Raw genomic sequence first — 23,622 nt, forward strand, 5'->3', positions numbered from 1 at the left:
TTAAGAGTAAAGATTATTATCGTTTTGAAAATGACAAACTTTAACAACCAGAAATCTTTTGTAAATGAATACCAACCTAATCAACTCACCAGAAAATCTGAATATTAGTAGAATTGAAAATTGTCTTTAATTTGTGGATGTCTAATGGAGAACCATGAAATTATTCTTCAAGACGAACATCATAAGCAATTTAAGATTGTCAAAGTTCAAGATGTTCGTTTTGATAATGATACATTAACCCATAGTCATCAATGGTTATGGGTGTTTGATCATAATTCAGAATTTTTCCCATTCGAACTTTGGGATCAACTCGACAATGCCATCGTTCATCAAAAGATAAAGCTGGGTAAACAGGTTTTTAAGATTATCAAGATTTTAACGAAGAAAACTAAACTGCAGTATTCGTGATTAAAAGACTTGTCTAATGAGTTTTATTTGAAATAAGAAGCTCCCCAAAAGGAGCTTCTCAAAAGTTTATGTAGTGTAAAACTTATCAGTTTTATTTTGCGTATTAACGGAACTTTATACTGCAACAATGATCATTTCACGATACCAAGCTTCATCGTTATTTCCAACTTCAGGTTTAAAGCTTATAGTCTCTTGATAGGTATAACCACCTATTGCTTATGGATAAGATAGAAAATTTATTAATTGGGTGTACGCAACCATGGTGTAACTGTTAATCCTGTAAGTACTCCTTCTGGACTTAAAAAGCGCGTAACTGATTGTCCCCATGGTTCTAAACGATTATCTACTAGTAAATGATATCCTTTAGAAATCATATGAGCTGAAGCTTCATTAATATCTTTAACTTCAAACTCAATCCAGCTTTGAGGGATAGTAAACTCTTCGGGCCATTCTTTTCGACCAAAGCAGGACTTTGCTGCTTGGTCTAATGGCCACAGTGCAAAATGTTTTACACCGCCAAGCTCTCCATCTTCTGTACTCATGTAAGATTCATTACCTTCCATCGCTTTTATAGGAAGGCCTAATGTGTCGAGATAGAGTGATTTACTTTCTTGATTAACTCTTGTAATTGGTCCAAATCCAGCAACAAAAAGTACTTTGATAGGAGACATTTTAATAACTCATTCTTATAAAGTAATAGATTCTTTTATACTTGAAATTATTAAATTTTTAAACATTATTTCTTTTCCTAGCTCATTTACCTTTAGAAATTTAAAGCTTTTATTGTCAGTATGATCGTACTAGTCATGCATAATTCAGTTTCTGATTTTTAAAAGTCATTACTGCTAAGGCTTTGTAGAATTTTTATAAAATATAACTTACAAAGAGAATACTTAAAACTTTAACTGAAAGCCTCGACAATGCGAGGCTTAAATATTCTAAAATTTAGTTAACTAGAAGCTTCTCAACATTCTTTTCAATTAATTTTTTGCTTTGATTATTGAGTAAGTAGAAGTAACCAATCAATCCAAAGAACGCTACAGCATAAAGAATAACAAGCCATACATACTTTAATACGTTATCAAATAACATATGATTCATCATATCTACATCAATATTTATTCCAAAATTGTGTATATATCGGCTTAAGAACAAAGCAATACAATAAATTAGTATCGGAACTGCAAGAATTCCTGTCCAGATATTAATTCTATTTTTCTTAACTTCAAGTTTCTTAAACTCATCTTCACCAAAATATTTTTCAACTTCAAAAACTTGTCTATTCAAATCATCCTTTAGTGATATAGGTAATCTCTTATCTTTAATATGATATTGAACATCTTTTAATATTTCTGCATCTTCTAGTGTTTCACCTAGAATTCTTAAATTTCCCATAAAAAACCATAGTATAGTCAGTAAAAAAATAGGGATTTTAGTAGAAATACTATGTTAGTAACTGCTTTTTAACATAAAAGTAATAAATTAAATTGAATCAAAATCCCAAACCTACTTTAACCTTTTTGAATACTTTGCTGTTTCTAATAAAATTTTAATGACATCAAATTTTGTGAAGAAGTATGATTAACTTCAAGTAATTAAAGATAATAATTTTCCTACTGGGTTTTTAAATTGACTCTAATATTACAGATAGAGAAAAATTTTATTTATACGAATTTTTATCGAAAATATTTCGTAGATAACGAATTGGAGTAATACCTGTATGCTGACGGAAAAAAACGATGAATGCACTATCACTGATAAATTCTAATTGCTGCGCTACCTCACTTATTTGTCTTCCTTCTGCTAGCATTTCCATCGCTCTTAATAATCTCCATTGCTGTCTCCAGTTTTGATAATTCATTCCGGTATCACGGATGAATATTCGGCTAATAGTACGCTCACAAGCACCTACTAACTGGGCGAGTTGCCTTAACCGCGGAGGTAATTCCCCCAAACGTACGCGGTTTAGCCATAATTCCAGACGAGCATCTGATGGATACATTAATTGCCAATTTTCACTTTGTGCAGCCCATATCTCTTCACAAAAAACAGTGAGTAAACTTGCTTGTTGTTCAGCCTGCATTCGCCATGGCCAAAATGCCATTCTTTCTATTACTTCAAAAAATAAGGGATTGACTTCAACAATTTGTATTTGCAACTGAGATAAGTCTGATGTTGGTAAAAAATACAGTGAGCGATAAGCCATCACACCACGCATGATTGCGCGATGAATTGTACCTGCTGGAATCCAAGCTGCACGGCGTGGTGGAAGCAAATAAATCGTTTTATCTATTTCTATTGTGATACTACCGGCAGCTGAAAAAAGTAACTGATGACGAAGATGACTATGCTGACCTGAATCATGTGCTCCTATATCGGATGCAATACCTATTACTGGATCTGTAAAAATATCTGGATCAAAAAGAGTGTCCGGCGCAATTTTCACGATTTGTCCAATAATTAATATATTTAGTCTTTATTATGATAATCAGACTTTTTTCTTTCAAGAATAATAATCTTTAATATTCATTTATTGAGATATTTTATGAATGCTATGCATCGTCCACCATTATGGCTTTTAACACTTCTTATTATGTTTCCACAGTTGGTTGAAACCATATACAGCCCAGCACTACCTTACATCTCTCAATCATTTGCAGTTAGTCCTAATCAAGCCGCTCAGACACTTTCTGTTTATTTCATCGCCTTTGCAGTAGGTGTAGCATTATGGGGATGGCTGAGTGACCAAATTGGTCGTCGCCCTGCAATGATATTAGGACTGATCTGTTATGGAATTGGAACACTCTTAGCAATCACAACAATAAATTTCAAATTTTTATTACTCGCCCGTATGATTTCAGCTTTTGGTGCTGCTGCTGGATCTGTCGTAGTGCAAACCATGCTTCGTGACAGTTATGAATCAGCAAAACTAGCGAGTGTATTTTCAATTATGGGGGCAGCTTTAGCTGTAAGCCCTGTTTTCGGTCTAATAAGTGGAGGATGGCTAGTAAGTCATTGGAGTTACATAGGTGTATTTATTGCCTTATTTTTACTTGCCATACTATTGTTAATACTAAATGCTACTTTTCTACCTGAAACTCGGTCTTTTCCTATAACTCATATTCGAATACGGCCACTTGCTATTCGTATGTTTCATGATAATTCGCTTTGGCAAAACGCCCTATTAGTTGCCCTGCTTAATACAATGATTTTTAGTTATTATAGCCTTGCTCCATTTCTTTTCGATCAACTTGGATGGAGTTCGGAAACGTTTGGATGGACAGGATTATTACTAGCAATTTCATCTCTTATAGGCAGTTTACTAAATCGAAAACTACTTGCCTCAAATATTGAACCAGAAATATTGGTAAGACATGCGTGTCAACTCGCATTTTTATCTAGCTTGATTGCCTGGATATTACAAACAACAGTATGGATCTTAATTCCTATGACTGGGGTTGTTCTTGCATACGGTATTGCCATTCCAAACATACTTAGTCAGGCACTACGTCATTATCGAGAACAAGCAGGCAAAGCTGGTGCGTTATTCGGCTTAACGTATTATTTACTGTTGGGTTGTATGCTCGGACTTGCTGGTTTAATACAACAGTTAGGCCTTGTTCTTACAGTCTGTGCTTCAGTAGGCTTAATTCTTAAACCAAGTCTAAAGTATGACCAATATACTAGCGAACTATAAGTTTTAATTGTTGTAAGATAAATCATATTTTTAATTTACTTCACAGATTTATTATTCCTACCATTGGTAAGTGTAGCCAAATGAAAAACGATAATTAGCATCAACTGAAGATACTTTTCTAAAACCCCATATTATCCTACAATATAATAATATATTTTTATAAAAATATTTAAAGAGGAGAACCTATCAATTGATAGGTTCTAATTATTAAATATTTAAATTAATCTTACTTCACCAACAACTTGAGTTATTTGATCTAACATTTTTCCGTTAATCTGAACAAAATTTTCCTCACCAACAGTAAGATTTAGATCATTTGATTTTATTAAACCAGTATCAGTAAATTTATAAAAATTTGAGTGTGACCATCCCCCAATAAACTCACCCGCAATAAATGTAACTGTATTTCCATTATCAATTGCAAGATTTACGTAAATACGCTGTGTTTGAGAATTTAAAATAGCTGTTTCAATTTTCAAATCTGTGCCAAAAGTATTAACCCATTTAGCCCCATTTAACCCATCCATCCCTTTTGAAAAACGTCCTGCATAGTTTCCACTCACATAAACATTAGTTGACTTACCTAAACAGCCTGTGAACTGGTAATCCTTTTTTATTGTCATATTTTTACTAAAAAACATATTGTCTGCAAGTAAATCTCTATAATCATTACTATTAGTCTTATATCTTTCAAATACAATACCATTACTATATGTCACATCTGAGAAGTTTTTAAAAATCTGCTTATCACTATCTAAATTAATAAAATGATTAGAGCTTTCTATATAAATATTATTAGCGGGTAAAGGAATATGTTCAATAAAATATGCTTCCGGATGATTCACAAAGTTAATATAGTTATTTGAAAATCTTGAACTATGGACATAACTATTAAATTTAACAACACTTCCTGTAATTCCTTCTATATAGTTGTTCGAGATCATAATATCAAAAACAGTTGAATTAAAGATTAACCCATTTTCTACACCCTCGATTGAATTTTCATTAAAATAGCAAGCTGTTACTGACCCATCAAATGTGTAAGCATTTATAGAATTCACTGCAACTAACTGTTCAAAAGAGCATAGATTGTGATCTCCTGTAAAAACAAATCTATTACCAGTCTTTTCTCCTACTAAACCACCAGAATATGAACCATTAATATTTTTAAATTTACAATAAAAAGATTGTCGCGACTCTAAAATAGTTTGGCATACATGAGAGCTTATGTTTTTAACTTCGCAACCTTGATGCCAATCTTGCAGAGTCAGCGCAGTCTTTGTTAAATACCCTACTTTAGAGGATATAGTAAAGTTCTGAAGTAGCGTAAAATAGGTATTTTGCGATTCAAATGGTTGACCAAAACTAGAAATTAAAAGATTGTCTAAATTATAATAACCGGAAGTAAATAATGTTGTATTTGCTAGCATAACAAAATCAGATCTTTTGAAGTCTAACTCTACAAATCTATCATTTACAAAACTTTGATCATTATTTCTTGGAATAATTAAAGTTTGAGAGATTCCATAAGATGTGGATTCACAATACATAGAAAATTTATTTTTAAAAATAAATTCGATCATTTTTTGTATTTTTTCAGAATCATTTGTAATCCCATCTCCTCTTGCTCCTGCCATCTCAGGTGTTACAGCTTGAATATTTATTCTGATCCAGCCATTAAAATTTATAATTTCATCATTCTGATTTATTTTAGTACTGTTAAACTCAAATTGACCGCCACCTTTCCCCAACCCTAAATGATAAGATTTAACATAAACAACCTGACCATCTGCTGGATTTTGAATAGCTAGTAATTCTGTAATATTTTCTACTGTTGTCATCAAACTCATAATTTATCCAGATATTTAATATTAGAATGCAAAAAATTTATCGTTTAATAACTTAAATATTATTTGCTAATATAATTTGCACTTTATTATAATTATTTTCAATAAAAACTATATGATAAGCGTCACAAAATGTCGCTTGATAAAGTCGATAAAATTAACTGTAGATAGATAAATAAAAAATAGTTAGGTTTGATTTATAGACTCAGGCAAACCACCCGAAGGTGGTTTAATCAATTTACAAACTATTATGAATCTCTACACTTCAGTTTTTAAAGCAGGCCTTGGTGGTAAAAACTCAGGTTTTATCAGTTGGTCTGTATCATGTAACTCTAAACTCACAGGACCTAAGACATATGGAGCTAACTCATAAAGCTGAAAATCAAATGTAATCCCGCCTGATTGGTTAATATAAAAATTTTCACTTACTTTAAAGTCTTCTTTACTAATATAGGGTTCCATATCTTTTTCTTGACACCAATATTCGTATTGTTTCCATAATTCATCTTTAAGTGCATTCATTTTTCCAGTAACTACAATATCTTTTAATCCAATCCGTTTTTTACTTTTTAAGTCAAAAACATAATCTTCAAAAGTGGATATGCCATGTGCTCCGCCAGAATATTCCGAGCTAACTTTTGAAAGTTGCACATATTGACCAAACTGCCCATTAAAGCGGTAAACTACACTCTCTGACCAGTTATTAAGACCTTCAGCTTGGGTTTGATTTAATTGCTTTTGCTTTTCTGATGGAGGGGTAAGAGCATCTGCATAATCCTTACGGATTTCTTTATCAATTATTTGATCAATCCAATTAATATTACTTTTAAGTGCAATAGCTTCTTTAGAAGTACATACAATCCCCTCAACATCTGGATTAGGCCCACAAATTTTGGGTTGTTCAAACTTTACAACAAAATTGCGCGCTATCATGGCAGGAATAACATTCTCTTCTTTTTGAGGTAGTTCTTTCACCTTTGTAGTTGGTGTTTTTTCTACTTTTTCTGTAGTCTTTTCTTCTGCTTTTTTGACGCAACCACTCAATATAAGTGGTATCAACACTAAGCCAAGAACATTTTTATTCATCAATTTTACCTTTGCACAATTTCATTTATCTTTTAAATTGAGTTCTAAAGAATTTAAAATTCATGAATATTTTAATTGAAATAAGGGAGACTTGATATATAGATATATTTTCTTCAAAGCAGTATTTATTTTATTTTTATAATTCAATAGAATGCCCACATAAATGTTTATAAGAAAATGAAAAACTATGTGGCTTAAATTTGTTTTGTATCCTCTTGGTATGTTTGTACTGTGGCAAACTATTTTTATCATCGAACAAACTTCCTTAGAAAGCTTAAATACACCGAAATTAATTTTGACTATAGTTACACTCATTATAAATTGGGGGATGCAAATTTTGATTGGATATAAAATTGCTCAATTAGCACCAAGACATAAATTTATAGTAAGTACGACCTATATCATCTTTTTCACGTTTATGATCACTATTTATTCTATAACTATATTATTAGAAGGTTTGAAAGTTGCTCCTCAAAAAATTTGGATGGGTTATTTATTTTTTCATATAATCGGCATGTTCATATATTTTGCGAATAATAGGGATGAATTTTGTTGGGACAACTTACTAAAGTAACCAGTATTTTTAATACCTATTGCTTGTTCTATATTAAGTAAGAATTTGATTATTCTTTTTCTTAATTTTTTTGTCAAAAAACATCATATTAGGCAAATTTTCGTATAAATTACCCTTCTAGGTAAGTTGAGTAATCTAAAGGAATGAAATGACGCTTAAACAACTAAAAGCTTTTTTAGCACTTGCGCGTACACTCAACTATGCCAATGCTTCTTTAGAGCTACATCTCAGTCAATCTGCTTTAAGCCTCACCATTAAAAGCTTAGAAGAAGAATTAGGCGGTAAACTGTTTAACCGTAATACACGCCGTGTTGAGCTTACCCAAGAAGGCAAATCCCTCATTCCCTATGCTAAAAAATTGCTCGCCAATTGGGATGAGATGGAGAATGATGTCAAACAACGCTTTAAGCTTAATCGGGGAACTTTAAGTATTGCTTCAATGCCTTTTGTGACTCATGCAATTCTACCTGAGGTCATTCATCAATTTTTAGCACTTCATCCCAATCTCAACTTTTCAATTCACGATATTCCAAATGAGACCATTATAGAAAAAGTTCAAGATGGTATTTTCGAGCTTGGCATTTGCTTTGAACCCGATCTCACCGAAGGCTTAGAATTTAAGCCTCTATTTGAAGAAGATTTCTTGGCGCTATTACCAAAGACTCACCCACTTGCTCAATCGCCCTCTATTACATGGCATGAGCTTTGTTCAAACCCATTTGTAACTTTGCAAAAACCTTCCATTGTTCGATATTTAGTTGAGCAAAATTGTTTGCGAAATAATATAACACTCGATTTGAAAGTTGAATGCCATCAAATTTCATCACTTTCAAGTTTTGTTGCTTATGGAATTGGTGTGAGTGCTATACCAAGGCATTTTGCCAAACACATCGATAAAGAACATAACGTACTCATTGAATTAAAGGATGAGGCTATTCATAAGACAGTGGGAATTGTTTATAAAAAGAATTTTGAAATTTCAAATATTTCTACTCAATTTATTGAGGCTTTAGTTCAATATAAATTTTAAAAAATTAAAGACTGTATTTTAGGATGAGTTACCCCTGCGTTTAAGTGAAATTTATTAATAGTTATAAATTTCAATAAATTGAATGATTATTTTTAAGATAATTCGCTTTTATCTTTCTTATCTTTTGTTGCGAATTTGCTGCCATTCATTGATTATACTTATTAATCCTTTAAAAAAATTAACTTCTATAACGCAAAATGTGATGCTAAAACTAAACTACTAAGGGATATAGGAAAACAACAGAATGAATAAAGTTTATGCCAATGCAGAGGCAGCACTGAAAGATGTTATTGCAGATAATCAAACACTCGCTGTAGGCGGTTTTGGTTTATGCGGAATTCCTGAAAAACTGATTGTTGCAGTAAAGCAAAGCGGTGTAACTGGTCTAACTTGTATTTCGAATAATGCTGGTATAGATGATTTTGGTTTAGGCATTTTACTTCAAACTAAACAAATCAAAAAAATGATTTCTTCTTATGTTGGAGAAAACAAAGAATTCGAACGCCAATATTTAAATGGTGAACTCGATGTCGAGCTTACTCCTCAAGGCACTTTAGCTGAAAAATTACGCGCTGGCGGTGCAGGAATTCCTGCTTTTTATACTCAAACTGGTGTAGGTACACTCATTGCGGAAGGTAAAGAAGAACGTACTTTTAATGGCAAAAATTATATTTTAGAAGAATCTTTAACAGCAGATGTGGCACTTGTTAAAGCTTATAAAGCAGATAAAGCGGGTAATTTAGTATTCCGTAAAACTGCTCAAAATTTTAACCCTGAATGTGCAATGGCTGGAAAAATTACTATCGCAGAAGTTGAACAGGTTGTTGAAATTGGTGAATTGGATCCGGATGAGATCCATTTAGCGGGTATCTATGTAAACCGCATTGTACTTAATGCTTCACCTGAAAAACGTATTGAGCATAAAACTTTAAGCACGGAGGCAGTGTAAAATGGCTTGGTCACGCAATGAAATGGCACAACGTGCTGCAAAAGAACTTGAAGACGGTTTTTATGTCAATTTAGGTATTGGACTACCTACCCTAGTTGCTAATTATATTCCTGAAAATATTAATGTTTGGCTTCAGTCTGAAAATGGCCTATTAGGGATTGGTGAGTTCCCAACTGAAGAAACTGTTGATGCCGATTTAATTAACGCTGGTAAACAAACTGTTACTGCTCGTCCTGGTGCTGCTTTTTTCTCAAGCTCAGAATCTTTTGCCATGATCCGTGGTGGTCATGTCAACATTGCGATTTTAGGTGCAATGGAAGTTTCCGAAAATGGTGACTTAGCCAACTGGATGATTCCTGGCAAAAAAGTTAAAGGAATGGGCGGTGCAATGGACTTGGTTGTTGGTGTCCAAAAAGTTGTAGTACTTATGGAACATTGTGCAAAAGACGGTACACCAAAGATCGTGAAAAACTGTAGCCTACCTTTAACAGGTAAAGGTGTCGTTCACCGAGTCATTACTGACTTAGGCGTAATGGATATTACACCTCAAGGCGTAGAACTGATTGAACTTGCTAAAGATGTCACGCTTGAACAGATTCAAGCTGCTACAGGTGTCGATTTTTATAAAACCTTAGTCGCGTAAATTCTAAGATTTAATTAGCTGTATAAGGCTCAAGCTAGCAAGTGAGTTTGGGTCTTAACCTTTTAAGCACCGGATGTGCTGTTTATAAATAAGAACGAGAAGGATTTTTGAGCTATGGAAAAACAGCAAGGAATTTTTGAAAGATTTGCCCTTCGAATTAGTAACTGGTCTGAAAAATGGTTTCCTGATTCATATATTTTTGCATTACTTGGCGTCATTATAGTCTCTATTGCCGCTTTAAGTATTGGTGCTCCAATTAAAGATGTAGCAACTTCATTCGGTAATGGTTTCTGGAGTCTTATTCCATTTACCCTGCAAATGACCATGCTCATTATTGTGGGTTATGTCGTTTCTGTATCTAAGCCCGTAAAATTTTTAATTCAAAAAATGGCACGTATTCCAAGTTCTGGTCGTGGTGCTATTGTTTTGGTAGCAACCGTCAGCTTATTAATTTCACTGGTCAATTGGGCAGTTAGTACCATTCTTACAGCGCTTTTAGTGATTGCTTTAGCAAAACGTAAAGAGCTAAATATGGATTACCGCGCAGCGGCTGCGGCAGCAATCATTGGTATGGGTGCAACTTGGGCACTTGGAATCAGTTCTTCAGCAGCACAGCTTCAAGCAAATAAAAGTAGTTTGCCTGAATCTATTTATAACTTAACAGGTGTTATTCCATTTACCGAAACGATATTCCTTTGGCAATCAATTGCAATGACCATTATTTTGGTGATTGTTTCAATCGCCATTGCCTATTGGTCAGCTCCCAAAGGTAATAACGTTAAAACCATTGATAGTTTTAACGTGCAGTTTGAAGAAGAAAAACTAAATGAAGAGAAATCTACACGTCCAGGCGACTGGTTAGAAAACTCACCGATTTTAACGATTATTGTGGTTGCTTTAGGTTTAATCTGGATGTTTTTTGAATTTTCAAAAAGTAATCCAATCATTGCCATTTCAAGCTTGAACACATACAACTTTGTATTTTTAATGCTAGGTTTAGCCTTGCATGGAACACCACGAAACTTTTTAAATGCTGTTTCAAAAGCAGTTCCAGCCGTATCAGGAATCTTAATTCAGTTTCCACTTTACGGAAGTATTGCTTTTATTATGACGCAAGCTTTAAACAGTCAGGACTTATCACTTTCACACTATGTTGCTGAGTTTTTCGTTTCTATCGCATCAAAAGAAACCTTTGCCATTGTGATGGGAGTTTACTCTGCCGTACTTGGATTCTTTGTTCCTTCAGGTGGTGGAAAATGGATTATTGAAGCCCCATATGTTATGCAAGCAGCAAATGATTTAAAGGTTCATTTGGGCTGGTCTGTACAAATTTATAATGCAGCTGAAGCTTTACCAAACTTAATCAATCCATTCTTTATGCTTCCAATGTTAGGCATTTTAAAACTAAAAGCAAAAGATGTGATTGGTTTTACAGTCACTCAGCTCGTTGTGCATTTTCCATTAGTTTTATTCTTACTGTGGTTCTTTGGTAGAACGCTCAGTTACACCCCTCCAACTTTTTAATTTACTGGAGTCTTTAGTTTCGGCTAAAGGCAAATTTAGCAAAAACACCAATAAGAGATATTAAGATGAGTTCAATTGTTATAGTTTCAGGTAGCCGTACTGCAATGGGTGGTTTTCAGGGCAGTTTATCTTCTCTAACCGCTCCAGAACTTGGCGCTGCTGTCATCCGTGAATCGATCCAACGCGCAGGTGTTAAACCTGAACAAGTAGATGAAGTTATTTTTGGTTGTGTACTCAGTGCCGGTATTGGCCAAGGCCCTGCTCGTCAAGCAATGCGTAAAGCTGGTGTACCTGATCATGTTGGTGCAGTTACTATTAATAAACTGTGCGGCTCTGCTATGAAAGCAGTATTAATGGCATCGGATACTTTAAAAGCAGGCAGTGCAAATATTATTGTGGCTGGCGGCATGGAATCTATGACCAATGCACCTTATATTTTGCCCAAAGCTCGCGGTGGTTACCGTATGGGCCACGGCGAAATTAAAGACCATATGTTTTTAGATGGCCTTGAAGATGCTGAAACAGGCCGCTTAATGGGTTCTTTTGCGCAAGATATGGCGAATACGAAAGGCTTTACACGTCAGCAAATGGATGACTTTGCGATTTCTTCACTTAAAAAAGCGCAAACCGCAATTACCGAAGGTTACTTCAAAGACGAGATCGTTCCTGTAGAAGTGAAAACACGTAAAGGTGTCGAAGTTGTTGATCAAGACGAGCAACCATTAAAAGCTAATCTTGAGAAAATCCCAACTTTACGCCCTGCTTTTAGTAAAGACGGAACAATTACTGCAGCGAACTCAAGCTCCATTTCTGATGGTGCTGCTGCATTAGTACTGACTACTGAAGAATATGCACAATCCCATGGTTTAAATACTTTAGCAAAAATTGTGGCGACTTCGACTCATTCGCAGCATCCAAGTGAATTTACAATTGCCCCGATTAGTGCAATTCAAAAAGTACTTGAGCGTGCGGGTTGGTCAGTTGATGAAGTAGATGCTTGGGAAATTAATGAAGCTTTTGCAATGGTGGCAATGGCACCTATTCATGAGCTAGGCATTGATGAAGCAAAAGTTAACGTACATGGCGGCGCATGTGCTTTAGGTCATCCAATTGGGGCAACGGGTTCAAGAATTATCCTTTCTCTCATTTATGCTTTAAAACGCTTAGGTAAAAAGAAAGGTGTTGCTGCCCTATGTATTGGTGGTGGTGAAGCAACCGCTGTAGCGATTGAAATTTAATTAAAAAATTAAAAGAAGATGTAAGGGCTTTTCTTACATCTTCTTTTTTTTACAAGAAAAATCTAAGCTGTTCTAAATAGCTCGTAACAGGTTTGTCGGAACCATTTATGACTACTCTTGTGATGACAAGACATATGCCAATGTTGTTTAACGTCATACGTTGGAAAATCAAGAGGTGCAGGTAAAATCTGTAAGTTTTCTCTAACCAATAAAACTTGGCTTAAATAATATGGCACAGTGGCAATAGCATCAGTTTCTTGAACAACTAAGCCCACACCTAAATAGCTGGGTAAACGAATTAGAATATTCCTATCTAAGCCCTTATTTTGAAGCTCATTTTTAATGTGATAATGCCCAATACCTGCATCAATATCGATATGATACTCACGCATATAATCTTCTAAAGTAAAATTATTGGGGTCTAAACGAGGATGATTCTTTGAACACATCACAACATAATGTTGACGGAAAAATTTCTGCTGATAAAAACCTTCTTCTAACTGTGGTAGAAAGAGGTGGATCAGGAAATTTGAACAACACTTATAAGTGATATTTTGCTCCCCAAATGATGTTATAAACATCAATATATGGAGTATTTTATGGCACGTAGACCAAGAAGAAATCATTCAAATGATTTTAAAGCTAAGGTAGCACTTGCTGCGATTAAAGCAGAAAAAACACTTGCTGAATTGAGTGCTGAATTTGATGTTCATCAAAACCAAATTATCGACTGGAAAAATCAACTGATTTCAGCTTCCTCGCAAGCTTTCGATCAATCAAAAGCTCCAACAGAACCACCCATCGATCTAAAAAAACTACATGCAAAAATCGGTGAGCAGGCATTAGAAATTGATTTTTTAGAAGGTGTGTTGAAGAAACTGGGCCGCTTCAACCACAAAAGTTAATCGATGACTCACTTCAGATTTCAGTATCTAAGCAAGCTCAGCTGCTGAAAGTCTCCCGTGGTTGTTATTACTATCGCCCAAAACCTGTGAGTGCATCAGATCTGAAGCTGATGCGGTGTATGGATGAGTTACATATGCAATACCCTTTTGCAGGTAGCCGTATGATGCGTGATTTGTTGAATCGTCAAGGACATCATATAGGACGACGTCATACACGTACTTTAATGAAGAAAATGGGCATTAATGCGTTATATTGCAAACCAAATTTAAGCCAGGCTAATCAAGCTCACCGCAAATATCCATATCTGCTCAAAGGATTGGCTATTCAGCGCAGTAATCAAGTGTGGTCTACGGATATAACGTATATCCCTATGGCAAAAGGCTTTGTTTATTTATGTGCTGTGATTGATTGGCATAGCCGCAAGGTACTTGCGCATAGAGTATCGATTAGTATGGAGGTTACATTTTGCATAGAAACATTAAATGAAGCTATTGAAAAATATGGTCGACCTGAAATATTTAATACAGACCAAGGCAGTCAGTTTACCAGTGATGCATTTATTGATGTATTGAAATCAAATGACATCCAAATCAGCATGGATGGTAAAGGTCGATGGGTTGATAATGTGATGGTTGAACGATTATGGCGGAGCGTTAAATATGAAGAGGTGTATCTCAAAGCCTACAGCAATGTTTTGGATGCGAAGAAGCAATTAAACGCATATTTTGAATTTTATAATTTGAAACGACCTCATTCGAGTCTGGACAAAATGACTCCAGATGAGTTTTACTATGACCAGCTACCACAACAAAATAAGGTAGCTTAACTAGAGCAGAGTATCACTTATAAATAAGCTTTTAGTTGTTCAAACATGTGGGACCACCTCTGAAAGCCTATGGCAAGATCAATTTCACCGTTTGCCATTTGATAACTGGTTTCAGGCGTAATAGGTCTAATATTTAAACGAATGAGAGGCGCTTTTTCTTTTAAGTAGTTGGTTAACTGCGGCAATAAAACTAAATGGGATACATCAGTCATTGCAATGGTAAATAATTGATCAGACGTTAAGGGATCAAAGTTCACATTAAAGTTATTAATACTTTCAACTTTATCAATAACTTCACTAATTAAAGGAAAAATCTGCTTTGCAAGTTCGGTCGGAATCATTTCATTTCCAACTCGAATAAACAAAGGATCATTAAAATGTTGGCGAATTTTGTTTAGACCGTTACTTACACTCGGTTGTGTTAAACCGATGGCATCTGCGGCCATTGAAACACTTTTGAACCGATAAATATGATAAAAAATATTTAATAATCTACTGTCTAGATCAAACAAAATTGTCTCCGCTTGGACTAAATAGTCCATTGAAAATAAGTTCAAAGCAGGTATGAAATGCAAGGGTATCTCGATACCCTACTTTTGACTTATTGATATTTACTCTAAATTAACAAAGAATTTAGACGAGGGGCAATGCTTTATAACGCCTTTCATCGTAAAGACCAAAGCATAATCCACTTATTTGATTAATTTATATATAAATCTCGTGAACCTCACCCATTTCAAATAGGAACCTATTATTCTTGCTGGGCTTTAAAACCATTCCATATTTGTTGTACCGATTTATTATCACTCAAATTATTTTTAAAGATATAAATATCTTGAGCAAGACAATAATCTTGCTGGTCCAAAATGACTAATTTTCCAGCGGCAAGGTCATCTTCAACGTTAATTTTTGGAATCCATGCAACACCCAACCCTTGTAGAACCAGCTCTTTTAAATTGGTGGCATTGTCTGTTTCGTATAATGTTTTATATATCAGTTTACCCTCAATGAGTTGGTCAACAAGCTTCCTTAAATAAGCATGTTTACTATACGCAAGCAGAGCAAAATTACTTTGAATTGTATGTTTAGGACTATGGTCAGGCTCAGTTGCAGATACAGGTACAATGACTGTTTCAGCAATTTTAATACCACTTAAAATATCATCTCCGACTTTTCTAATATTGCTTTTATCTGCATAACAAATCATGAAATCACAGGCACCCTCTTTTAATAAAGATAAGCCTTCGCCACTATTTGTTGCTACGATTTCAATTTTTAAATCACGAATAAGTGTAGGGAATTTCTTTAAAAAAGTAGTTAAAAAGCCAGAAGCTAAGGAGTGAACAACGCAAAAACGAATAGTAGATTCAGTTTCATTTTTAATATTCTTAATGAGTTTTGCAGTCTCCTCAACCTGCTTTTCAATGTTCTTAGACATCACTAACAAAATTCGTCCAATGTCAGTAAATTCGATATTATTTTTGTTGTTTCTAATAATGACTTCAGCACCAATCATTTCCTCAATTTGCTGAATTCTTCGAGTAAAAGCAGACTGACTAATAAATCTTTTCTCTGCAGCTTTTGAAATCGAACGTTCACTTTCTAATGTGAGGAGATCCTCTACCCAACGAACTTCTAAATTCATCTTATCTATTCCCTTTTTAGATTTATAATTTTATTAATTGATATTTTTGGGAAATAGTATGAGTAAATGGAGTGATGGATAAAAATGAGAAAACATAGGGAGTACCTGCAAAAATGGGAGAAGCGTAAGGACAAAGCCAAACTATGAAAATAAAGTATTTAATAATTTTGACATAGAAAAGAAGATAAGAAAATAATAGTATTTGTTTTAAAGCGATACGAAATGAACTTAAATAAAGATAAAGTAAAAAAACTAATAAAATCAAATAAAAATCCAACATCAATTAAATAAATCAAGTCTTTAAGTACAATAAATTTGAAAAATAAGTATTGGCTTTTATTTAATCAACTCATTAGGGAAATAATAAAAATTTTCGCTTTTAGAATAGATAAAAAAAGTCCGCACCTTGGGGAAGAATGCGGACTGTGAACTGTTTCAATAACTCATCCTTGTGTCATTGATTAAATTTGGAAGTACCTAATTGCTACACTATTCTAGTATTCAAAAACTTTTAAAAAGTTAAATTTATACCTTTTACTACTCTACCCAATCAAAAAAAGTATTTGCCTTTAGCATAGGGCGATAAGGTAATAATTTATGCATCAATTATTACCTTACCTCATTTCAGGATTTAAGTAGTCATAATAATTTATTGTATTTAAATACAATATTTAAAAAATTATAAGCTAAAAAAATAATCCCGACTATTATACTAAAGTATCTATTTGCGGACAGAGAAATTGTTAAATCAACTTTTAAAAGCTGTCTTCAGTCAGCATAGACCTCTATAAAATGATCTAATATTCGCCAATTAAATAGTATAACTTCCTTGAAATTTCAACCATCATGTTTGAAGTGTATTGGCTAATTTCAAAAATCTGTTTTTTCTGAGGATTAAAAACCATGTTATCTTTTTCATCACTATAAAAAACATAAGTTGTGTATTTATCCATGTGATGAATATGCTCTTTCAAGCTCAGTTTTTCACCAGAGTTAGGGTCATATGCAGTAAACTTCATTCTCATGCATTTGTCTCTTTACAGCGCTACATCTTCAAAAATTGCATTCTAAAAACTATTGAATAAACAATAATTTCTATGAATTAAGATTGATAAGATGCCAAAGGAATATTTTGTTTGGCTTTTTGAATAGATAGCTCAGCATTTTGAATAGATTGCTTAGCTTCTTTAAGCATGTGTGAACTTTTGGATTCAGGTTTTTCTTGATGTCCGAAAAGGACGTAACAAGTAAAACTTCCTAGTATCATTAAAGCAGCAGTTACTTTTAACATAGACTTAATAAAACAAAATTTTCTGTATTATATGTATTTTTATGTGAAATGCATCACAATTTTATTAAAAATAATTAAATAAAACTCACTATTTGATCATAAAAGTTAATATTCACATGATATTTCAAATAATCTAATCAATCTTTTAGCCAAAGACTATTCAATCAGGTCTCCTCTACTTTTAAGGACTCTCATTTCGCTTCCTAGTTCTTTATACAAAAAATACAAATAAGCATTTGAATATATTATTTATTTTATAATCTCTAAAATATTTTTAGCTCTATACAGTGAAATTGATTTTGACATCCTAGAATTTTTGATATGCAAAAAATGCATAATTGCTTTAATAAATGCATTAGAAGTGAAGCATTTCGAATTCTAAGATGAATCATCTTTAATGATTCGAAGTTTAATGATGAACGCTGATATTACTACCCGTATTGAGAAGGATCTTATTGGTCATAGAGAGATCAATAATGACCATTATTACGGAGTTCAAACATTACGTGCTTTAGAAAATTTCAACTTAACAAATAGCAAAGTTGGAAATTTCCCTAATTTAATTAAAGCATTAGCTATGGTTAAATTAGCCTGTGCTGAAGCAAACCATAATCTTAAAAACTTAGATCAAACTAAATTTGAAGCGATTGAATACAGCTGTAATCAGCTTATTCGCGGTAACTTCTACGACCAGTTCCCAATTGATATGTTACAAGGTGGTGCTGGTACTTCAACTAATATGAATGCTAATGAAGTATTAGCAAACGTTGCTTTAGAATATATGGGGCATGCAAAAGGTCAATATCAATATTTGCACCCAAATAACGACATTAACATGTCGCAATCAACAAACGATGTATACCCTACTGCAATCCGTTTAGGTCTATTACTTAGCTTAGATGAGTTAAATCTTCCATTTAACAATTTGATTCTTAGCTTCCTTAACAAGTCTCAAGAGTTTGCGCACATCTTAAAAATGGGTCGTACTCAGTTACAAGACGCTGTACCTATGACTTTAGGTCAGGAATTTGGTGCTTTTGCGGTTACTCTGCAAAAAGACCTTGAGCAAATTAATACACTTATTCCAAATGTTCTAGCTTATATGAACCTTGGCGGTACAGCGATTGGTACTGGTATTACCACTGAATATAGTTACCGTGAACTCGCTATTCAAGCGCTTGCAAGAATCTCTGATAAGAAAATTAAATCATCTCCCGATTTAATTGAAGCAACTTCAGATATGGGTGACTTTGTTCTTTTATCTGGTTTACTCAAACGCACCGCAACTAAACTTTCTAAAATTGCCAATGACTTACGTTTACTTTCAAGTGGTCCACGTACTGGTATCAATGAAATTAACTTAGAAGCTCGTCAACCTGGTAGTTCGATCATGCCTGGTAAAGTAAATCCAGTTATTCCTGAAGCGATGAATTTGGCTTGTTTCCAGATTATTGCAAATGATTTGGCTGTAACTTTAGCTGCTGAAGCAGGTCAATTACAGTTAAATGCAATGGAACCACTTATTGCATTCAAATTATTTGAATCTATGGATCTGCTTGGTAAAGCAATGGCAATGTTCCAAAGTAAATGTATCGATACTATTACGGCGAACCCTGAGCACTGTAAGGCTTTAGTTGAAAACTCAATTGGTATTGTGACTGCACTTAATCCATACCTAGGTTATGAAACAACAACTCGTATTGCTAAAACTGCAAACGAAACTGGACAAAGCGTATTGGCTTTAGTTCAGAACGAAGGTTTATTATCAGCACAAGTGCTTGATGATATCTTGTCGATTAATAATATGGTTAAACCTAAAATGTCGGCTTAATTCCTGAAATAAAAAAGGAGCTTTCATAAGCTCCTTTTTTATTTGTTTATATTTTAAAAACTAAACGTTGTAGAGAATTGGGCTGTACGAGGGTTACCTAAGAATAAATAGTCATCACCCATAAATGCACCTACATCGCGCCAATATTTCTTATTAAATAAGTTATCAATATTGAATCTAAAAGTAGTGTCATGCCCAGCAAAATTTGTTTTATAGGCAGCACCAATATTAAAGACGCTGTATCCACCTACTTTTGCAGTTCCCTCTTTATTTGCATATTTACTACTACTGTATTGCATGCCACTGAGTAATCTTAACCCTTCAATTGAAGGTACTTTATAAGATAGCTGGGCTGTTGCGCGTACTTTTGGCACATTCTGAGTTTGATGACCTTTGTAGCTGTCAGTATCAATATCAACAAGACGAGATTTGGTATAGGTAACACCCGAACTTACATCAAGTGTATCAGTTAAAGCACCTGCTAAACCGAGTTCAATACCTTGGTTGTGCTGTTTGCCTTGTTCAATAAAATCGAAAGTCCCGTCTGCATTCACTTTGCTATATTGATTATCTTGTTTTAAATCAAAAAAAGCTGCTGTTACTAGGAAGTTACGTATTTGTTGTTTAATACCAAGTTCATATTGTTCAGAATTTCTAGGTGATAATATCTGGGGCCCAATGCCATATTTGACATTGTTTGTATACCATGGAGCTTCACCACCATCTGACAAACCTTTGGCATATGAAGCATAAAGATTAGTTGTAGCAGTTGGGCTATACGTGAGCGCTAATTGTGGTAAAAACTTATTTAAGTCTGTATCTCGGCTTTGCTGCCCATCTGAATTATAAGCTTGCTCGTCAAGGTGAATAAGTTTTCCACCTAATAAAGTTGACCATTGATCATTAAATTGGACACGGTCAGATATGGTGAATGCCGTCTGATCACTTTCTAAAACTTTATAACGATCGCCTGGGCTTTCCGTTGAAGGATTATAGTCAATCGTATCTTGATAGATATTGCCTGTTCCGACCACTACATTAAGTGGTGTATGGTATTTTAAAGTTTTATAAGTACGCTGTATTTCGAAAGCAACTTGATGCTGAATATTGGCCGTACTGAACTGACCATTTAACCCAGCAGCAAACTGATTAGTTATACGTGTGTCATCTGGGCTTCGGAAATCGTAAATGTCATAATTACCGTGTTTATCAAAAGTATTACCCAAACCATTAACTTCACAAATGCTGCTATAGCATCCCCATGGGAAAGCACTATTATCGTCAATCACAACACGGCTTTGTGACGCGCTTAAGCTACCATTCCATTGATCATTGAATGCATATTGATATTTTAAACTCGCATTTAGACTGTTATTTACAACAGGTTTACTCCAAGACTGATATCCCAATAAACGGTCTTGATCTACATTTGTTGGCACTTGTCCATCAAGCAGTTGATAGCCCGGTACTGAGCGTTGACTTTGACGCTGAGCTTCAATATCAAACAGTAATTTAGAGCGATCATTAATTTTCCAGTCTAAAGCTACTGAGCCAAACTCACGTTTACCATTTGCATGATCAACATTTGGATGAATACTTTCATGCGCTAAATTGACTCGATAGCCAAAACTATCATTTAAAAAGCCGCCTACATCCGTTGCCAGTGTATAGCCACCTTCTGAATTTGCATCTACGGTAATGTTTTTAACATCGGCAGGTCTTTTTGTTACATAGTTAACAACACCGCCTGGTGTCGACATTCCACTTTGAATCGCAGAAATACCTTTTAAAATCTCAACTTGCTCTTTATTTTCTAAAGCTACATTTTGCTCACCACGTACAGTATGGCCATTAATGAGATAACTTGAACCTAGATCGAGCGCAAAACCTCGTGCTACAAAGTTTGGATAGTAGCCAATAGCTGCGTAACCATCTCCTAACGAGGAGTCATTTTTAACAACATCAGTCAGCGTTTTTGCATGCTGATCTGCTAGGCGCTCAGAAGTAATGGTTGTAATAGAGGCAGGAACTTTCTTTACATCGCCAGTTTGAAAACCAGATAAATTAACTTTTTTGGATGTATATAACGCATCACTATTTTGTGTGGCGTTCACAGTAATGGTTGGGAGCTGAGAAACCTCCGCTTCATTTGCATAGACGACAGATGTTATGAGTGCAATAGATGAAGCCAATGCTGTTTTAGAACATGTCATGAAGTGAAGATTTAACGAACGTCTTTCCATTGAATAACTACCTGCCATACCGTGCATAATTTGAAGCGCTTGAAGTAACTGCTGAGCCTATTTTTAGCCCCGCAAGAATACAGCTACATATATTGAGAAACAACACATTCTGTATTTTTTCGATTAAGTGAATTTGATACAACTTTTATGAACTTCTCATTATATAAATTTCTTTTATTTTCTTAAGAATTGATGCTATAAATTTTTAAGTATTACCAAATATTCAAAATAAACTTAAGCTCAAAATAGTGCTAAAAAGGAGAAATACTATACAAAATACGGTTGTTAAATTAGCTCACTGATTTTAAATACAATTAATTATCAATTTAAGTGGGTGAAAGTGTTCGATTATCGGTAAAAACATCTTTAAATCGAACAAAAGGACGTAATCTCACTAGAATTGAATTTTAAAATTAGAAAAAATGAATGGTTAGGAATTTAAGGACATGCTCAGGATTGAGTGATATTTAAGAGTTCATTCTATTTCTATTCAGCATACCCCAAAATTCCTCGTTTTTGTCTGCAAAATGATGGAAGAAATATGACATATACTCAGGAAGAAAAACGTAGCAGGATCGGTGGGATTGTAGGTGCAGCTTCTGGTAATTTAGTTGAATGGTTTGATTTTTATATTTATGCAGTGTTTGCAGCCTACTTTACTCAAGCTTTAACTGCACCAGATATGGATAGCACAACCAAATCTATTTATGTTTGGGGTGTATTTGCTGCAAGCTTCTTTATGCGCCCAATTGGAAGCTGGTTATTTGGTCGTATTGCCGATCGACATGGCCGTAAAAAGTCGATGATCATCTCAATCTGTCTCATGGCATTAAGTTCTTTTCTGTTTGCAGCCCTACCAACTTATGAACAAGTTGGTTTATTTGCACCTTTTCTTTTACTCCTTGTTCGGTTACTTCAAGGTTTGTCTGTAGGTGGAGAATATGGTGCCGTTGCGACCTACATGAGTGAATTAGGCTTAAAAGGTCAACGTGGTTTTTATTCGTCTTTCCAATATGTCACCCTCTCTGGTGGTCAGTTACTCGCAAGCTTACTCGGTGTAATTTTATTAACGTTTTTAAGCGAACAACAATTACTTGATGGTGGTTGGCGTATTCCATTTATTATTGGCGGTATTGCAGCAATTTTATCTTTGCTTGCCCGTAGTCGTTTAGAAGAAACACTTTCTCATCAAGATAGTGAACGAAAAGAATCTGGTAGCTTAAGAGAACTCTTTAAAAAGCACTGGAAAACCTTTTTATTGGTGGTCGGATATACTTCTGCTGGTTCATTAACGTTTTATGTAGAAACTGTTTATTCAAAAACTTACTTAACCAATTTAGGGATGGATGGAAAAACCGTTGGTTATATCATGACCTTCGCATTATTTGTCTATATGTGTGCCCAACCCGTATTTGGTGCAATTTCGGACCGTATTGGACGACGCTCTTCAATGCTGGCGTTTAGCTTATTGTCCGCCATTTTTATCTATCCAGTTATGGTGGTCGGGATGCGTGCCAATATTGACTCTCCGATTATCATTACATTGCTACTCATCTTTATGATGATGTTACTCAGCTTCTATACTTCCATTAGTGGTTTAGTAAAAGCTGAAATGTTCCCACCTCATGTACGAGCTTTGGGTGTAGGATTCTCTTATGCAGTAGGTAATGCCCTTTTTGGTGGTTCTGCACCTTCAGTTGCCTTGCAGTTTAAAGCTGCTGGAATTGAAAATACATTCTTTGTTTATGTTATTGTCATGCTCATTATTTGTTTCTTATGTAGCCTTGCGCTTCCGAAAAAACCTGATTATTTAGAACATGATCATTAAAAAGTAAGACCTAGATATTCTTCTAAAGTTTTTTTAGAAGAATATCTTTTTAAAAT

Annotated in this window: 20 protein-coding genes and 2 pseudogenes; 11 read left to right on the plus strand and 11 right to left on the minus strand. The window is 34.4% G+C overall.

Features of this window, described 5'->3' with window-relative positions; genetic code table 11:
* The first annotated feature begins 144 nt into the window (after positions 1-144).
* Positions 145-408: a hypothetical protein gene (locus ABLB96_RS11850; RefSeq protein ID WP_348897648.1), complete on the plus strand. Its 264-nt coding sequence runs from the start codon at positions 145-147 to the stop codon at positions 406-408.
* A 239-nt stretch (positions 409-647) separates the two neighbouring features.
* Here the strand turns inward: ABLB96_RS11850 and ABLB96_RS11855 are convergent, their stop codons facing one another.
* The 3 genes from ABLB96_RS11855 to ABLB96_RS11865 all read right to left on the minus strand — a co-directional run bounded on the left by ABLB96_RS11855 (position 648) and on the right by ABLB96_RS11865 (position 2,854).
* The gene (locus ABLB96_RS11855) at positions 648-1,079 is read right to left on the minus strand and encodes a glyoxalase (RefSeq protein ID WP_348897647.1); all 432 of its coding nucleotides are present in this window, start codon (positions 1,077-1,079) and stop codon (positions 648-650) included.
* Between the two features lie 274 nt (positions 1,080-1,353).
* A complete protein-coding gene (locus ABLB96_RS11860) occupies positions 1,354-1,803 on the minus strand; it encodes a DUF6097 family protein (RefSeq protein WP_348897646.1) in 450 nt (149 codons plus the stop codon).
* Positions 1,804-2,068: 265 nt separating this feature from the next.
* Complete coding sequence (locus tag ABLB96_RS11865; protein ID WP_348897645.1) at positions 2,069-2,854, minus strand: helix-turn-helix transcriptional regulator; 786 nt, start codon at positions 2,852-2,854, stop codon at positions 2,069-2,071.
* A gap of 87 nt (positions 2,855-2,941) precedes the next feature.
* Here ABLB96_RS11865 and ABLB96_RS11870 point away from each other — a divergent pair, with 87 nt between their 5' ends.
* Complete coding sequence (locus tag ABLB96_RS11870; protein WP_348897644.1) at positions 2,942-4,105, plus strand: multidrug effflux MFS transporter; 1,164 nt, start codon at positions 2,942-2,944, stop codon at positions 4,103-4,105.
* A gap of 215 nt (positions 4,106-4,320) precedes the next feature.
* Here the strand turns inward: ABLB96_RS11870 and ABLB96_RS11875 are convergent, their stop codons facing one another.
* Positions 4,321-5,955, minus strand: coding sequence for a hypothetical protein (locus ABLB96_RS11875; protein ID WP_348897643.1), 1,635 nt, complete (start codon positions 5,953-5,955; stop codon positions 4,321-4,323).
* 255 nt (positions 5,956-6,210) lie between these two features.
* The gene (locus ABLB96_RS11880) at positions 6,211-7,038 is read right to left on the minus strand and encodes an RsiV family protein (RefSeq protein ID WP_348897641.1); all 828 of its coding nucleotides are present in this window, start codon (positions 7,036-7,038) and stop codon (positions 6,211-6,213) included.
* A gap of 187 nt (positions 7,039-7,225) precedes the next feature.
* Between ABLB96_RS11880 and ABLB96_RS11885 the strand changes: the two genes are divergently transcribed.
* The 6 genes from ABLB96_RS11885 to ABLB96_RS11910 all read left to right on the plus strand — a co-directional run bounded on the left by ABLB96_RS11885 (position 7,226) and on the right by ABLB96_RS11910 (position 12,996).
* A complete protein-coding gene (locus tag ABLB96_RS11885; protein ID WP_348897640.1) occupies positions 7,226-7,612 on the plus strand; it encodes a hypothetical protein in 387 nt (128 codons plus the stop codon).
* A gap of 148 nt (positions 7,613-7,760) precedes the next feature.
* Complete coding sequence (locus ABLB96_RS11890; RefSeq protein ID WP_348897639.1) at positions 7,761-8,642, plus strand: LysR family transcriptional regulator; 882 nt, start codon at positions 7,761-7,763, stop codon at positions 8,640-8,642.
* Between the two features lie 244 nt (positions 8,643-8,886).
* Complete coding sequence (locus ABLB96_RS11895; RefSeq protein WP_174753551.1) at positions 8,887-9,591, plus strand: CoA transferase subunit A; 705 nt, start codon at positions 8,887-8,889, stop codon at positions 9,589-9,591.
* Position 9,592: 1 nt separating this feature from the next.
* On the plus strand, positions 9,593-10,234 hold the full coding sequence (locus tag ABLB96_RS11900; RefSeq protein WP_348897638.1) for a 3-oxoacid CoA-transferase subunit B: 642 nt from the start codon (positions 9,593-9,595) through the stop codon (positions 10,232-10,234).
* Between the two features lie 114 nt (positions 10,235-10,348).
* Positions 10,349-11,758 (plus strand): TIGR00366 family protein, encoded by a 1,410-nt coding sequence (locus ABLB96_RS11905; RefSeq protein ID WP_348897637.1) that lies wholly within the window; start codon positions 10,349-10,351, stop codon positions 11,756-11,758.
* A 65-nt stretch (positions 11,759-11,823) separates the two neighbouring features.
* Positions 11,824-12,996, plus strand: coding sequence for a thiolase family protein (locus ABLB96_RS11910; RefSeq protein ID WP_348897636.1), 1,173 nt, complete (start codon positions 11,824-11,826; stop codon positions 12,994-12,996).
* Positions 12,997-13,058: 62 nt separating this feature from the next.
* Here ABLB96_RS11910 and ABLB96_RS11915 read toward each other — a convergent pair.
* Positions 13,059-13,508: pseudogene (locus ABLB96_RS11915) on the minus strand (LysR substrate-binding domain-containing protein); the annotation flags it as partial.
* A gap of 87 nt (positions 13,509-13,595) precedes the next feature.
* Between ABLB96_RS11915 and ABLB96_RS11920 the strand changes: the two are divergent.
* A protein-coding gene (locus ABLB96_RS11920) for an IS3 family transposase (RefSeq protein WP_225367773.1) occupies positions 13,596-14,728 on the plus strand; the annotation gives its coding sequence in 2 pieces (ribosomal slippage) (positions 13,596-13,848 and positions 13,848-14,728; 1,134 coding nt in all).
* 62 nt (positions 14,729-14,790) lie between these two features.
* Here ABLB96_RS11920 and ABLB96_RS11925 read toward each other — a convergent pair.
* From ABLB96_RS11925 to ABLB96_RS11940, 4 genes and pseudogenes are all read right to left on the minus strand, one after another.
* Positions 14,791-15,240, minus strand: a pseudogene (locus ABLB96_RS11925) (LysR family transcriptional regulator); the annotation flags it as partial.
* 239 nt (positions 15,241-15,479) lie between these two features.
* Entirely contained in the window at positions 15,480-16,373 is an 894-nt protein-coding gene (locus ABLB96_RS11930) for a LysR substrate-binding domain-containing protein (protein ID WP_348898322.1), read from the minus strand.
* 797 nt (positions 16,374-17,170) lie between these two features.
* The gene (locus tag ABLB96_RS11935) at positions 17,171-17,392 is read right to left on the minus strand and encodes a hypothetical protein (protein WP_309454538.1); all 222 of its coding nucleotides are present in this window, start codon (positions 17,390-17,392) and stop codon (positions 17,171-17,173) included.
* 83 nt (positions 17,393-17,475) lie between these two features.
* A complete protein-coding gene (locus ABLB96_RS11940; RefSeq protein WP_348898323.1) occupies positions 17,476-17,664 on the minus strand; it encodes a hypothetical protein in 189 nt (62 codons plus the stop codon).
* 412 nt (positions 17,665-18,076) lie between these two features.
* Here ABLB96_RS11940 and ABLB96_RS11945 point away from each other — a divergent pair, with 412 nt between their 5' ends.
* Positions 18,077-19,495 carry an aspartate ammonia-lyase gene (locus ABLB96_RS11945; RefSeq protein WP_348898324.1) on the plus strand — a complete coding sequence of 473 codons (1,419 nt, stop codon included), beginning with the start codon at positions 18,077-18,079 and terminating at the stop codon, positions 19,493-19,495.
* 53 nt (positions 19,496-19,548) lie between these two features.
* On the opposite strand, the gene ABLB96_RS11950 is transcribed toward ABLB96_RS11945, so the two are convergent.
* A complete protein-coding gene (locus tag ABLB96_RS11950) occupies positions 19,549-21,765 on the minus strand; it encodes a TonB-dependent siderophore receptor (RefSeq protein WP_348898325.1) in 2,217 nt (738 codons plus the stop codon).
* Between the two features lie 514 nt (positions 21,766-22,279).
* Between ABLB96_RS11950 and ABLB96_RS11955 the strand changes: the two genes are divergently transcribed.
* Positions 22,280-23,566: an MFS transporter gene (locus ABLB96_RS11955; RefSeq protein WP_348898326.1), complete on the plus strand. Its 1,287-nt coding sequence runs from the start codon at positions 22,280-22,282 to the stop codon at positions 23,564-23,566.
* Positions 23,567-23,622: the final 56 nt, after the last annotated feature.

This window comes from Acinetobacter sp. XH1741, assembly GCF_041021895.1.
Classification (GTDB): domain Bacteria; phylum Pseudomonadota; class Gammaproteobacteria; order Pseudomonadales; family Moraxellaceae; genus Acinetobacter.